At 36.1% G+C, this 14,393-nt stretch carries 13 protein-coding genes and 1 riboswitch; of the genes, 3 read left to right on the top strand and 10 right to left on the bottom strand.

Annotation, left to right across the window (positions count from 1 at the left end; all coding sequences use genetic code 11):
• Window positions 1-76: 76 nt before the first annotated feature.
• A complete protein-coding gene (gene metA, locus ABH955_RS17905) occupies window positions 77-982 on the bottom strand; it encodes a homoserine O-acetyltransferase MetA (protein WP_113936153.1) in 906 nt (301 codons plus the stop codon).
• Complete coding sequence (locus tag ABH955_RS17900; protein WP_404454840.1) at window positions 966-2,264, bottom strand: bifunctional O-acetylhomoserine aminocarboxypropyltransferase/cysteine synthase; 1,299 nt, start codon at window positions 2,262-2,264, stop codon at window positions 966-968. The genes metA and ABH955_RS17900 overlap by 17 nt, the downstream gene beginning before the upstream one ends.
• Before the next feature lie 235 nt (window positions 2,265-2,499).
• Window positions 2,500-2,604, bottom strand: a riboswitch (SAM riboswitch).
• 316 nt (window positions 2,605-2,920) lie between these two features.
• Between ABH955_RS17900 and ABH955_RS17895 the strand changes: the two genes are divergently transcribed.
• A complete protein-coding gene (locus ABH955_RS17895; protein ID WP_404442459.1) occupies window positions 2,921-4,150 on the top strand; it encodes a chloride channel protein in 1,230 nt (409 codons plus the stop codon).
• Window positions 4,151-4,336: 186 nt separating this feature from the next.
• On the opposite strand, the gene ABH955_RS17890 is transcribed toward ABH955_RS17895, so the two are convergent.
• On the bottom strand, window positions 4,337-5,032 hold the full coding sequence (locus ABH955_RS17890; protein ID WP_404454843.1) for a YjjG family noncanonical pyrimidine nucleotidase: 696 nt from the start codon (window positions 5,030-5,032) through the stop codon (window positions 4,337-4,339).
• A 106-nt stretch (window positions 5,033-5,138) separates the two neighbouring features.
• Here ABH955_RS17890 and ABH955_RS17885 point away from each other — a divergent pair, with 106 nt between their 5' ends.
• Window positions 5,139-5,810, top strand: a complete 672-nt coding sequence (locus ABH955_RS17885; RefSeq protein ID WP_404442465.1) for a transcriptional regulator YeiL — start codon at window positions 5,139-5,141, stop codon at window positions 5,808-5,810.
• Between the two features lie 57 nt (window positions 5,811-5,867).
• Here ABH955_RS17885 and ABH955_RS17880 read toward each other — a convergent pair whose 3' ends face one another.
• From ABH955_RS17880 to ABH955_RS17870, 3 genes are all read right to left on the bottom strand, one after another.
• Entirely contained in the window at window positions 5,868-6,494 is a 627-nt protein-coding gene (locus ABH955_RS17880; RefSeq protein ID WP_404442468.1) for an FMN-dependent NADH-azoreductase, read from the bottom strand.
• A 190-nt stretch (window positions 6,495-6,684) separates the two neighbouring features.
• Window positions 6,685-7,332, bottom strand: a complete 648-nt coding sequence (locus ABH955_RS17875; RefSeq protein WP_404454846.1) for a response regulator — start codon at window positions 7,330-7,332, stop codon at window positions 6,685-6,687.
• Window positions 7,333-7,352: 20 nt separating this feature from the next.
• Window positions 7,353-8,924: a GAF domain-containing sensor histidine kinase gene (locus tag ABH955_RS17870; protein WP_113936147.1), complete on the bottom strand. Its 1,572-nt coding sequence runs from the start codon at window positions 8,922-8,924 to the stop codon at window positions 7,353-7,355.
• A gap of 134 nt (window positions 8,925-9,058) precedes the next feature.
• Between ABH955_RS17870 and pdxK the strand changes: the two genes are divergently transcribed.
• Window positions 9,059-9,883, top strand: a complete 825-nt coding sequence (pdxK, locus tag ABH955_RS17865; protein WP_002016397.1) for a pyridoxine/pyridoxal/pyridoxamine kinase — start codon at window positions 9,059-9,061, stop codon at window positions 9,881-9,883.
• Window positions 9,884-9,994: 111 nt separating this feature from the next.
• Here the strand turns inward: pdxK and ABH955_RS17860 are convergent, their stop codons facing one another.
• The 4 genes from ABH955_RS17860 to ABH955_RS17845 form a co-directional block, all read right to left on the bottom strand.
• On the bottom strand, window positions 9,995-11,050 hold the full coding sequence (locus ABH955_RS17860; protein WP_078213803.1) for a diguanylate cyclase: 1,056 nt from the start codon (window positions 11,048-11,050) through the stop codon (window positions 9,995-9,997).
• A gap of 147 nt (window positions 11,051-11,197) precedes the next feature.
• Window positions 11,198-11,401, bottom strand: a complete 204-nt coding sequence (locus tag ABH955_RS17855; RefSeq protein ID WP_002184484.1) for a YbdD/YjiX family protein — start codon at window positions 11,399-11,401, stop codon at window positions 11,198-11,200.
• The gene (gene cstA, locus ABH955_RS17850) at window positions 11,394-13,469 is read right to left on the bottom strand and encodes a carbon starvation protein CstA (RefSeq protein WP_404491405.1); all 2,076 of its coding nucleotides are present in this window, start codon (window positions 13,467-13,469) and stop codon (window positions 11,394-11,396) included. Before cstA ends, ABH955_RS17855 begins: the two co-directional genes overlap by 8 nt.
• A gap of 122 nt (window positions 13,470-13,591) precedes the next feature.
• Window positions 13,592-14,308: a LytR/AlgR family response regulator transcription factor gene (locus ABH955_RS17845; protein ID WP_002089871.1), complete on the bottom strand. Its 717-nt coding sequence runs from the start codon at window positions 14,306-14,308 to the stop codon at window positions 13,592-13,594.
• Between the last annotated feature and the right edge of the window lie 85 nt (window positions 14,309-14,393).

Below are 14,393 nucleotides of genomic sequence, written 5' to 3'. Positions count from 1 at the left end.
ACAATGAATTTAGAACATTCGGAAAAATAAAGGCTAATCTTTACAAGGAAAACGCTACCACGTGTTACACAATCATTTACAATACATAAGGGGTTTCTTGATACACGTAATAATTCAACCAATTAGAGAATAATAAATTCCCGTGACTCCTCCACCTAACAAGTGGCTTCTCATTTGGATTATTATGTTTAAAATAATTTTTTGGCACATCAATATTTAACCCTTTTTGGCAGTCCCGTTCGTATTCTTGCTTTAACGTATCACAACTGTATTCACTATGTCCGAGTGCGAAAACTTGCCTTCCATCTTGCCCAATAGCAAGGTGAACACCTGCTTCTTCAGAATTGGCTAATAACGTTAATTCTTTCACCTTTTCAATATCACTCTCTCTTACTTCTGTATGACGAGAATGCGGAGCAAAAAACACTTCATCAAACCCTTGTAACAATTTCACATGTTGCTCGCGAACCTCATGTTCAAATACACCAAACATTTTTTCCGCAAGAGGATACTTCGGCACACCATAGTGATAATACAAACCTGCTTGTGCCCCCCAGCAAATATGAAGCGTAGATGTTACATTCGTTTTTGAATACTCCATAATACGTCCAAGCTCTTCCCAATAATCTACCTCTTCAAAAGAAAGAGTTTCAACTGGTGCTCCTGTAATAATGAGTCCATCAAATTTTTCATCCTCAATATCACGAAATGTTTTATAGAAGCTCGTTAAATGGTCCTGCGCTACATTGCGAGACAGATGCGATTCCATATGAAGTAAATGTACATCTAATTGCAACGGCGTATTTCCAATTAAACGAAGTAATTGCGCCTCTGTTTCTTGCTTTGTAGGCATTAAATTTAATATAGCAATTTTCAAAGCACGTATATCTTGTGTTACTGCTCGCTCCTTCGTCATTACAAAAATATTTTCCTTCTGCAATACTTTGCGAGCTGGTAAATCTTTATCAATTATGATCGGCATGTTGTTTGCCTCCGACTAGCGCCGCTTTTAAATCGGCAATAATATCAGAAACATCTTCTATACCGACCGATAAACGGATTAAATCAGATGTAACGCCAGCTAAACGCTGATTTTCTGCGCTTAATTGTCTGTGCGTCGTACTAGCAGGATGTATTACACAAGTTCTTGCGTCAGCTACATGCGTTACAAGAGTTGCAAGTTTTACATTTGCGATAAATTCTTTTGCTGCTTCTAATCCGCCTTTAATACCGAAAGTTAAAACTCCACTAGCACCTTTTTTCAAATATTTTTGTGCTAACGAGTAATTTTCATTACTATCTAACCCTGGATAATTCACCCACTCAATACGATCATGATTAGCAAGCCACTTAGCAACTTCGAGAGCATTTTCACTATGACGCTCCATTCGTAAATGCAATGTTTCCAGGCCAATGTTGCTAATATATGCATTGAATGGGCTCATACAGTTTCCGTAGTCTCTTAATAACTGAACGCGCGCTTTCACAATATACGCTGCTGCTCCAAAATTTTGAACATAGCTTACGCCGTGATAACTCGGATCAGGTTCGACAAGCTCAGGGTATTTTCCATTTGTCCAATCGAAATTCCCTCCGTCTATTACAATGCCGCCTAGAGAACTTGCATGGCCATCAATATATTTCGTTGTAGAATGGACAATGATATTTGCCCCATGTTCAAACGCCTGGCATAAATAAGGCGTCGCTAATGTATTATCAACGATAAAAGGTACTTCTAATTCTTTTGCTGCTGCTGAAAGTTCTTTGAAATTCAAAACGTTCATTGCTGGATTTCCTAACGACTCTGCATAAACGAGTTTTGTCTTATCATTGGCAAGTGCCACAATCTCATCTGCCGTTAAATTAGGATTAAAGAACGTAACATCGATGCCAAGCTTACGCAAACTCACTCCAAATAAATTAAACGTTCCTCCGTAAACAGTTGAAGAACAAAGTAAATGGTCTCCACTACTGCAAATATTTAAAACCGCAAGCATAATAGCTGCCTGCCCAGAAGCTGTTGCAACAGCCCCTACACCGCCTTCTAAATCCGATAACTTCTGCTCGAATGCAGCTAGAGTAGGATTTCCAATACGCGTATATATATATCCTTCTGCCTCTAAATTAAATAGTGCTGCTAAATCATCTGAAGTATCGTATTTATACGTTGTACTTTGATAAAGCGGCAAAACACGCGGCTCACCATTTTTTGGCGTATAGCCGCCTTGCACACAAATCGTTCCTTTCCCCCATGATTCTCCCATCTCTCATTCTCCTTTCTTTTATCCCGCTATTTGCGGTCAGTAAGACTCCCACCTCAAAATTCGGCGAATGCGAGGAAGTTAGGCGGGAGATAACTTCCTGATTGGTGTGGGCTAATAATCCGCGGGGGAGGGACAAAACCCCCACTGATTAAAGTTTCACTTTATGCAAAATAAAAAACTGCCCCTTTCCTGAAAACAAGAAAGGAGCAGTTTGAAAACACGCTCTAAAGGATCTTTCTTATCTCTCAGGATTATTACCTGCAGGATTTGGCACAATTCCGTTATACGGCTGTTGCCAAGGTTTCATCGGGCCTGTCCCTCCACCTTTTCTTGATAAGACTATGCAATTACCGTTGATTTTATAGCAATAATTTCCTGATGTCAAATAGTTTTTCTGAATGTTCTAAATTAAATGCAAGGAATTTAATACAAACAATAAAAGAAATATATTCCATATTCATTTGAAAAAGACCTTTTAAAAACTCCAATCCATATATAGAATTAAATAAGTGGTTTAACCGCGTTGGTTTCAAATTTTCATGAGATCCCAATATATTGAATAAGCCACCCCCTCAAAAAGATACTATATATATATTCAATTCACACTAGCATATTTAATCCTTTCTACATGAAAATTTACATAACGGAGGTACAACATGACAAATAAAAAGGACATGCACCATATACTCGTCCTATATGGCATTCTTTTAGGCTCTATAGTCGGAGTCACGGTCTGGTCATTTTTAGTCACAATAAATATCGGAATTCACTTTATTTGGGGATACTTACCTACTCTTTTCTCTTCTCCCCCTTATTACACCATTTGTGTAACAATCATCGGTGGTATCCTCGTTGGTTTAACACAAAAATACTTCGGTACATATCCACGTCTTATGCCCGAAGTGATGGCTGAATATAAAAAAACAGGTAGAATTGAATACCGTTTTGTACATAAAGCTACTTTAACTGCGATTATCGTTTTAATATTTGGAGCAAGTTTAGGACCAGAAGCTGCACTTGTTGGAATTATCGGTGGACTTTGTACATGGGTAGGAGATCGCTTTAAATTTGCTTTAAAGGGAATGAATGAACTAACAGAGGTTGGAATTGGTGCCACTTTAAGTGTTATTTTTAATGCACCATTATTCGGTTATTTAGCTCCGAATGAAAATGAGGGTGAACAAATTAATGAATTTTCGAAAGGAAAAAAAGCAATTGTATATTTAGCTACCACTTTTGCCGGTTTTTCCGTTTACTTATTGCTTAGTAAACTCGATAATCGTGGATCCTTTATTGTTGATTTTGGGGAAGGGTCTCTTGCTCTTAATGAATGGATCGCCTTTCTACCACTTGCTAGCATTGGTGCTATAGTTGGTTTCTTTTATTTCAAATTAGAATTCACATTAGAGAAATTAATCCACCCCTTCAAGGAATACAAGGTATCACTTGGAATTATAGGCGGTATTTTATTGGGGATCACAGGAACTTTTCTCCCGTACACGTTATTTTCAGGGGAACATCAATTAAAAGATTTAGTCGTTGAATGGAGCCAATTATCCTTCTCGGTACTACTTCTTTCCGGGGTTTTAAAATTATGTATTACTGCCGTTTGTTTAAATACGGGTTGGCGCGGCGGACATATTTTCCCAATTATATTTGCTGGATCAAGTATCGGATATGCTATAGCTTCTATTATCCCTATAGATCCAATAGCTTCTGTAGCCATCGTCACGACAGCTATTTCAAGCTATGCATTAAGAAAACCAATAGCTATAACATTACTATTACTCATGTTTTTCCCGCTCAATTTATTATTACCGATGCTCGGGGCAGCAGCGATTGGGAATGCATTTCCGCTTCCTAAAAACAATGAAGCTACAAACTAATACATACAGGCAGTAGGGACAAAAGTTCCACTGCCTGTTTTTATCCCGCTATTTGTGAGCAGTAAGACTCCCACCTCAAAATCCGGCGAGTGCGAGGGAGTTGGGTGGGAGATAACTGCCCGATTGGTGAAGGCTAATAATCAGTGGGCGATGGCCAAAACCCACACTGATTAAAGTTTCACTTTATTACACATGCTGCTTTAATAGCGCGTATAACGCTTCAAAACTATGCACTTCATATATTGGCACAATCTCGCTATTATTTGGTTTCTTTTCTGAATTAAACCAACAAGTATCAATTCCCGCTACATATCCACCTTTAATATCAGCACTTAACGAATCCCCAATAATGAGCCCTTCTTCAAAAGCGAAATTAGGAATCCTTTCAAAAACATAATCAAAATACTCTTTCATCGGCTTTTGGAATCCCGTATCTTCAGAAACAAAAATATCTTTAAACAATGAATGTAATCCTGCATTACGTAAACGTTTATCTTGCGTCTTAGAAATACCGTTTGTCACTATATATAAATCATACTCACTTTGGATTTGATTTATAAATTCAAATGCACCTTGCATGAGTTGGTTTCCTTCTTCTAAGTAGATACGATAATTATTTTCGAATAATATCCCATCTACTTCTTCCCCGTACTCTTTAAACAAAATCGAAAATCGTGTATTTACGACTTCATCACGGTTTATTTCACCTTCTTCAAAAGCATCCCAAAGGCTTTTATTAATTTTTTTATACTGCGCTTCAACCTCGCTAGTTAAAGGAATCCCTTTCTCTTCAAAGAGCATACGTAACGCCACTTTCTCTGCCTTCTGAAAATCTAACAATGTATCATCTACATCAAATAGCAATGTTTTATATTTTTTCATAAACCCCTCACACTCTCTTTTCTACAAAAACAAATTTACATAAATCGTATCATTCTTCCTTGTAAAAATAATAGGAGATATCTCATACTAAACATGAGGTGAAAACATGAAAGTCAGTAAAAATAGCGAAGAAATCTCTCATTACATGCAAACTTATAACTTCCATACTCTTTTTTCTTTTGATGTCTTACCGTATGCTGAACTACATTCTTTTCAAAAGAAAGAAAGGATATGTAAGGAGGGAATCGACCTTCCTTATCTCTATTACTTAATTTCCGGGAAAGCCAAAATATATATGAGCCATAAAAATGGGAAAGTTTCTTTAATTAATTTTATTCAAGCACCTTCATTCATTGGGGAATTAGGATTAATTGGCGTAGAATCTGTTACGAAAGCGGTTGAGGTGATTGAAGATTGTATTTGCCTAGCGCTTCCTCTTAAAGATTGTCAGCATCTTTTATTGCAAGATGCTACCTTTCTACAGAAACTATGCAAATTTATCGGCGAAAAAACAATTACCCGAACAGAAAGTTACGCCAAAAACAATAGTTATCCGTTCGAAAATCAATTAGCGGCTTTTATTCTATTAACAGAACAAAATAACAGTTATACAGAAAAACATACTGAGGCTTCGGAATACTTAAATGTCAGCTACCGTCACCTTTTATATGTATTAAACCAGTTTTGCCAGCAAAACTACTTAAAAAAGGAAGGACGAACATATTATATACAAGATCGAAATCAATTAGAAAAACTTGCTGACGAGCTAAAAATATAAAAAACAGCATTAACATAAAAGTTAATGCTGTTTTTTGAGTGGCGATTATAATTTAAATTAAAATTTACTTGCTACTTTAGCCGCTTCTTCAAGACCTGCTGCAATGATCTCTTCTGCTTTATCTGGGAATTGGTTATGTCCTTCAATAACTACCGTTTCCATATTTGTTGCGCCGAAGAAGCCCATCATGCTCGCTACATATTTTACAGCCATTTCCATATCAGCTGCTGGTCCTTCAGAATATACGCCACCGCGTGCATTTAATAACGCAATCTTCTTATCTCCAATAAGCCCAACTGGACCTTCTGGTGTATATTTAAACGTTTTACCAGCACGGTTTAAATAATCAATATACGTGTGTAATACGGCCGGAATCGTTAAGTTCCATAACGGGAAACCGAAAACTACTTTATCAGCTTCTAAGAATTGATTTAAATACTTATCAGCAACTGCTACCACTTTTGCTTCTTCTTCTGTTAAATCAAATCCTCTACCTGCTTTGAATGTACCATTAATCATATCTACGCCTACATATGGTAATTCTTCTTTATATAAATCAAGTTCTACCACTGTATCATTTGGATGCGCTTCTTTATAGTTTGCTAAAAATGCCTCGTATAATTTCACACTAACTGCTTGTTCCGCTGGGCGGTTGTTTGCTTTTACAAATAAAACTGTTGCCATTGTTTTTCCTCCTACTACTCACTCTTATGTTGTTATATATCACTTACGAAAAAGGGTACTCCCTTATAATTATTGTTGCTTACAAATACATTTTATCTTTATATCAAAACAATTACGTCCTCACATAGACGTATTTTTCCATAAAAAAAGTCCACCTTCTAAAGGCGAACTAGGTCTTACGACTTTTGTCTTATACGATTCCATTTTTCACTGCATATAATGCTGCTTGTGTGCGATCGGATAAATGTAACTTACTCAAAATACTACTCATATGAGCTTTTACCGTTTTTTCTGTAATAACTAAAACAGAAGCAATTTCTTTATTACTCATCCCTTTCGCCAATAACTGCAATACTTCATTTTCTCTCGCTGTTAATACATCCACTTGAACGGAAGGTTCTTCTTCTTTCTCTTCCTGTGGTAATGTTTGAGAAAGAAGGGCATTTGCTATATCTGGATGTAATTGAATATTACCTTTATACGCGCTTCGAATAGCTTCAACAAGCTGATCTGGTTCGATATCTTTTAAAATATAACCGCTCGCCCCAGCTTTTAGTGCCGGCAATACATGAGCTTGATCAGAGAAACTAGTCAATACAATTACTTTCACGTTTGGATATTCTTTTTTAATACAAGCTGTTGCCTCAATTCCATCCATCTCAGGCATATATAAATCCATTAATACGACATCTGGACTTGTTTCGCCTACTTTCACTAGCGCCGCTTTCCCATTATTTGCTTCACCAACTAATTCAAAATCTTCCTGTGTGCTTAGAAAAAATGCTAATCCTTTTAAAACAACTGTATGATCATCAACTAACAATACTTTTATTTTCACAAACTTCCCTCATTTTCACATCATAATGGTACATTTACTTTTATACTCGTTCGTTTCTTACTACTTACAATTTTAATTGTTCCACCAACTAATTCTACTCTTTCACGCATCGTAGTCATACCGAGTGATTTCTTCTCTTTTATATCCTTTTCTACAAACCCATTTCCTTGATCGACTATTTCTAATGATACATTTTTCTCCGTCACTTTGAAATAAATCGTCGCTTCTCTTACATTCGCATGCTTACTTACGTTATTTAAAGCTTCTTGTCCAATTCGCCATAGCGCTTCTTCTACTACACGCGGCAAATCACGTACACCTGTAACTTGTTCCCGAATTTTCAATCCTAAACTTTCACCATATTGCTTTAAAGCTGGTAATAACCCTTTCTCTAATCCAGCCGGACGGAGCTGCCAAATTAATGTCCTCATTTCTTTTAAGGCACCTTGTGCTAATTCACGCATCTCATACAAAGACTGATCTACCTTTTCATTTTGACCCTTTAAGACAGCTTCAGCGCCTTTCGTCATAAACGTTAATGAAAACAACTTTTGTGAAACAGAATCATGTAAATCTCTAGCTAAACGATTACGCTCTTCCATTCGTACAAGTTCGCGGCGTTTTTCATTTAATCTTAAGTTCTCTATCATTAATGAAATATGATTTGCTAACGCTTGTACTACATCTATCGTATTTATATCAAATTCTCCATTATTAGAACTTACACTTAATACTCCAAATATATGATCTTGAATATGTATCGGAATAGCGATAACTGCCCTATTGGGATGCTCTATATTACCAACCTGACGCTTCAACAAAACAGATTCTTCTTTTTCCAACGCTTCCTGTGCTGCTGCCCTCAAATCATCTTGTAGTTCACCTTTCTTATAAGAAGCTCTCACAGCTAGTTCATTTTCTTCTCTAATAAAGAATACAACTTGCTCCCATAGAAATAAGCTCCCTATTTGCATTACAATCTCTTCTGGTAATGCATTAAATTTATGAATTGTCCTTAAAGCTTGAATAAAGCGTTCTAACTTTACATAATAATGAGCTCTTCTCTTTTCATTTTCATACAGTTTTGTACGCTTTAATGCCGTTCCAATTTGAAAGGCAACTGATTGTAATAGTACTAATTCTTCTTCCGAAAAATGCGTTTTACCTGGGCTAGCTACATTTAACACGCCAAATTCATCTTCTCCCGCTTTTAGCGGTACTGTCGCATGATGTACAATCCCTTCTGTATCTCCCCAGTTGTATTCAATCGCATTATTAATTCTCTTACATTCAATAATATTAACTGCTCGCTCTAGTTTTCCTTCCACAAAACGGTGTAAGCACCAGCAATTCCCCTCACACATCGGTCGTTTATTTTCGAATTTCAATCCCTCTGGTAATTGGTAATCAATTAATTTTGTATATCTACCATTTTCATCCGCAAGGAAAATCCATCCTGTCGTTAAACCAGTTACATTCAACAGCTTTTCCAGCACAGCTTGAAGTACGTGATATGTATCATTTGAGGTATTTAACGTTTCTGCAATCTCTTTTAATATAACTAATTCATTTGTACGATTCTCTTGAAACATAATTCGTCTCCTACATACAAGATTTTAAATAGTACTTAACATAAATCATCTACTTTTCACTTTGTACTTATTCGTAACATTGATATAATGGTGAAAACATAGTTTTCATTATATCACTTGAGGGGGCTTTCATAATGACATTGAATAAGGCACTTACTATCGCTGGTTCTGACACAAGTGGCGGTGCTGGTATACAAGCAGATTTAAAAACATTCCAAGAACTTGGTGTATACGGAATGACATCTCTTACGACAATCGTAACAATGGATCCACATAACGGTTGGGCACATAACGTATTCCCAATCCCAGCTTCTACATTAAAACCACAATTAGAAACGACAATTGAAGGCGTTGGCGTAGATGCTTTAAAAACGGGTATGCTTGGATCAGTAGAAATTATCGAAATGGTTGCGGAAACAATTGAAAAGCACAATTTCGAAAATGTAGTAGTTGATCCTGTTATGGTATGTAAAGGAGCGGATGAAGCGTTACATCCTGAAACAAATGACTGCTTACGTGACGTTCTTGTTCCAAAGGCATTAGTCGTAACGCCAAACTTATTTGAAGCATATCAATTAAGTGGTGTGAAAATTAATTCTCTTGAGGACATGAAAGAAGCTGCAAAAAAAATCCATGCTTTAGGTGCTAAATACGTACTGATTAAAGGTGGTAGCAAACTAGGCACAGAAACTGCTATTGATGTGTTATATGACGGCGAAACATTCGATCTTCTAGAATCAGAAAAGATTGATACGACAAATACACACGGTGCAGGTTGTACATATTCTGCTGCAATTACAGCAGAACTTGCAAAAGGAAAAACGGTGAAAGAAGCAGTAAAAACTGCGAAAGAATTCATCACAGCTGCAATTCGTCATTCATTTAAGATTAACGAATATGTAGGACCAACACATCACGGTGCATACCGTAAATTCGTTGCACCGAAAGAACTTGTCTAACACAAAGCTTTTTATTAATAAATTTAAAAATAGATTAAAACCCACAGAACATTTATTGTTCTGTGGGTTTTAATTACTTTACAGAAATGTTTTAAAGTACTCCCCAAATTCCTATGATGCTGAACTAACCTTGTTTCTACCATTTCTTTTTGAATAATATAACGCATCATCCGCTGATTGAATAAATTGCTCAGGTGATTTTTTATATTCTGAAAGCCCAACAGAAACTGTAATTTTAATTTTTTCCCCATTTTGCAGTTGAAATGAATGCTTTTCAACTGCTAGTCGAATTTGTTCCCCTATACGAGTTCCAAATGCTACCCTTTTTTTCGGTAACAACAGAGCAAACTCTTCGCCACCCTTTCGAAAGACTAAATTTGGGAATGGTGCATTTTCTAACAAAATACGCCCTAGTTGTTTTAACACTTCATCTCCAGCAGGATGACCGTACGTATCATTTACATACTTAAAGTGATCAATATCTATAAGTAATAAACAAAGTGAATCATTTTTCATATGCTTGCTACCAATATGACGATTCATCTCGAAATCAAACTGTCTTACATTTCCTAGATTCGTTAATGCATCTATCGTTGCATAATGCTTCATCGTTTGAAATAATTCATTGGATTGCAATACGTAACTTGCACTTACAAATGTGATGTATGCCGCTACAATACAACAAATTAAATATAATACCACTACATATATATCCTTAAATAAAATATAAAGTGGTAGTATTAAAATAGACAAACTGTACACATTAAACCATATCCATTTTGTAAATATAGAAATCTTCATCCGCCAAATGAGAGTAATGCCAATCCCTATTGCCACGATAGTATAGCAGGCCAATTCAGAGGCTAAAGAATATTCAGTAAAAAATACCCGTGTTATTAAAGTGATCATAACTGTTATACTACTAGCTATCGGGCCACCGATTATAATCGCCAAAACAACAGCTAAATAACGTAAATCCAACATAATATCTTCAATATGCACACCAAAATGCATCAATAATATACTTAATATTCCAGTTAAAATACCGACCAAACATTTCTGCCAAAAAGAGAATCCTTCTTTTAATGGCTTATCTCTTAAAAGCTGAGCACCTACAAAGATAAAGGACAGAATGATTGTCATATTTACAAATAGATCTCTAAACATAAAATAATCTCCCTACTTTTTCTTTTCCATCTATCCCTTTCTATATGTTATTGTATTACGAAATCCCTATAATTCCCAAACTTTTTTATTATATTGTTCCACGTGGAACAGCAAAATAAAAAAGGAGACGAAATTTCGTCTCCTCCATTAACAACATCGCGATATCTTTCCGCCTTTTGCATTAAATCTAGCTTCTTGTGCCTCAGCAAAAAATTGCTTTTGACATAAAATTTTCTCTTCTGGATGATGTAATTTCATGTGATTTACATACGTTTCATAACTTGGAACTCCGACAAGTAAACTAATAAATTGCTTTCTCTTTCCCCATACGTTCCGTAAATTTTTAAGCATAGTTCCTCGACTCACTTTCATCTTTTGGAATATATGGTGCCTCTTTTAACGGCATTGGCTTATTTCTTAATACTTGAATCCAAATTCGAAGTGCAGAAATTAATACAGCAATTACAACTATCATAAAAATTCCACAAAGTGCTGCATCAATATAGTCATTAAAAATAATTTGTTTCATTTGCGCAACATTTTTAGCTGGAGCTAATACCTTACCATCATCTAATGCTCCCTGAAATACTTTCGCATGTGATAGAAATCCTATTTTAGGATTTTCATGAAATAACTTTTGATAACCAGCTGTCATCGTTACAATAAGTAATCCTATAGTCGGAATAAGCGTTACCCAAACGTATGCCTTTTTCCCCATTTTGAATAAAATTGTCGTTCCAAGTAATAGTGCAATCCCCGCTAACATTTGATTTGCAATACCGAAAAGTGGCCATAGCGTATTAATTCCACCGAGAGGGTCAACCACCCCTTGATATAAGAAGTACCCCCAGCCTAATACGCATAACGTTGTAGCAACCACATTCGCTATTGTGGAATCTGTTTTCGCAAACGGCTTGTACACATGCCCTAAAATATCTTGAATCATAAATCGTCCTACGCGTGTTCCAGCATCAATCGTTGTTAAAATAAATAGTGCTTCAAAAAGAATCGCAAAATGGTACCAAAATGCCATCATCGCCGTTCCACCTATTACTTGTGAAAATATATGTGCCATACCAATTGCTAATGTTGGTGCGCCACCTGTACGTGATAAAATGGTCTGTTCTCCGACGTTAACAGCAAGTTCTTTTAATTCATTCGGTGTAATAGCAAATCCCCACGAAGAAATAACTTGAGCCGCTTGTGATACATCTGTTCCGATCAGTGCTGCTGGACTATTAATTGCAAAATAAGTTCCTGGTGTTAATACACAAGCTGCAATCATAGCCATCGCTGCTACAAATGATTCCATTAACATTGCCCCATAACCAATTGGCTGTGCATGACCTTCTTGCTCAATCATTTTCGGCGTCGTACCTGATGAAACGAGAGCGTGGAATCCAGAGACAGCACCGCAAGCTATTGTAATAAATAAGAACGGAAATAAATTCCCGGAGAAGACAGGGCCTGTTCCATCAATAAACTTAGATACTGCCGGCATCTTCAAATCTGGAGCTACAATTAAAATACCAATTGCTAATCCAAGTATCGTTCCTATTTTTAAAAATGTACTTAAATAATCACGTGGTGCAAGGAGCATCCAAACTGGTAATGCCGATGCAATGAATCCATATACGATAAGCATAATAGCAATTGTTTCACCACTAAAAGTAAACATACTTGCAAGTGTTGGATTTTCTGCTACATACTGTCCACCAATAAGCGATAGAACTAGTAGAACAATACCGATTACTGACCCTTCCCCTACTCGTCCTGGTCTAATGTAACGCATGTAAACTCCCATTAAAATAGCAATTGGAATTGTTGCTGCGATTGTAAACATTCCCCATGGGCTTCCAACAAGTGCCTTCACAACTACTAAAGCTAATACTGCTAATAAAATTATCATAATACCTAAAATACCAATCATCGCAATTAATCCTGTAACAGGACCAATTTCATCTTTAATCATTTCTCCTAATGATTTACCATTACGTCTCATCGAAGCAAATAAAATTACAAAATCTTGTACAGCTCCGGCAATAACTACCCCAACGATAATCCAAATAGTTCCAGGTAAATACCCCATCTGCGCCGCCAAAATTGGTCCTACTAAAGGACCCGCCCCTGCAATCGCAGCGAAGTGATGTCCGAATAAAACCCATTTATTTGTTGGAACATAATCCTTCCCATCATTTAACGTATGAGCAGGCGTTTGCCTATTACTATCTAGGCCAAAAACTTTCCTTGCTATAAATCTACTATAAAAGCGATAAGCAATCGCATACACTGATACAGCAGCAACTAATAGCCATACAGCATTAATTGTCTCACCTTGTGATAAAGCTATTACACCAAAAGCAGATGCTCCTACCGCTGCAATAACTCCCCAAAGTAAAATTGATTTCAATGTTTTCACGTACAATCCCCCCATTACTACTTCTTAGAGGAGATTGTACTAAATTTTCTGAATATTTAATTTGAATCCTCCTTATCATGAAGGATTTCTAGGCTATTATGTTAAAATTCTCTCATTACTTGTCATAGCTCAATTTTATTTCGAAGCCGTTTTACATAATTACGGCTTACTGGAATCGGTTGCTCATCGTACCTGTCTAAATGCAAATTATACGTGCCATTATAATAAGGTTTAAGTTCTTGTACATATGACATATTAATTAAATAGCTTTTATGTACACGTAAAAAATCATATGCATTTAGTTTATTTTCTAATTCCTGGAGTGTGTATGTTGAAATATACTGATTATTCGTTGTATAAATTGAAACGGTTTTATTTTCCTTATTTTTACTAATATATACAATATCCTCCGGGAGAATATATCTAATCCCCTCATGGCCTTCTATCGGCAGTTTACGCAGATGACTCTTTGCTTTCTCACCTTGTTCTTTTCCCATTTTATATAAAATGAATTGTAAATCTTCTTCACGAAATGGTCGTAATAAATAATAAAACGCTTGGAAACGAAAAGCTGTAATTGCCTCTTCTATATCCTCACCAATAAAAATAAATTTCGTATAACAATTCACTTCTCGTAACAAACTCGAATATTCAAAGCCAGTACCATCCATTAATTGCGAATTTAAAAAAACAAAATCAGGTGTATGTTTTTTCATTATTAGCAAAGATTCTGTTCCAGTTTTCGCTTCAAAACATTCTACATTTCGAATGTTTTCAGTAAAGTTCTCAACTAATTTTCTTCGCTCTTCTGTTTCTTCCATGATAAGTAAGATTTTCATTTATCCAGCCACCTAATTCCTTTGTCCATATGTCTTGTTGTATACATTCGCTTTAGTAAGAAACATTCCCTTTTTCTTACTATAC

It is taken from the genome of Bacillus sp. RC240, assembly GCF_044907945.1.
Taxonomy (GTDB): domain Bacteria; phylum Bacillota; class Bacilli; order Bacillales; family Bacillaceae_G; genus Bacillus_A; species Bacillus_A mycoides.
Note: the sequence above shows the minus strand (reverse complement) of the source record. Positions and strands in the feature narration are given on the sequence as shown.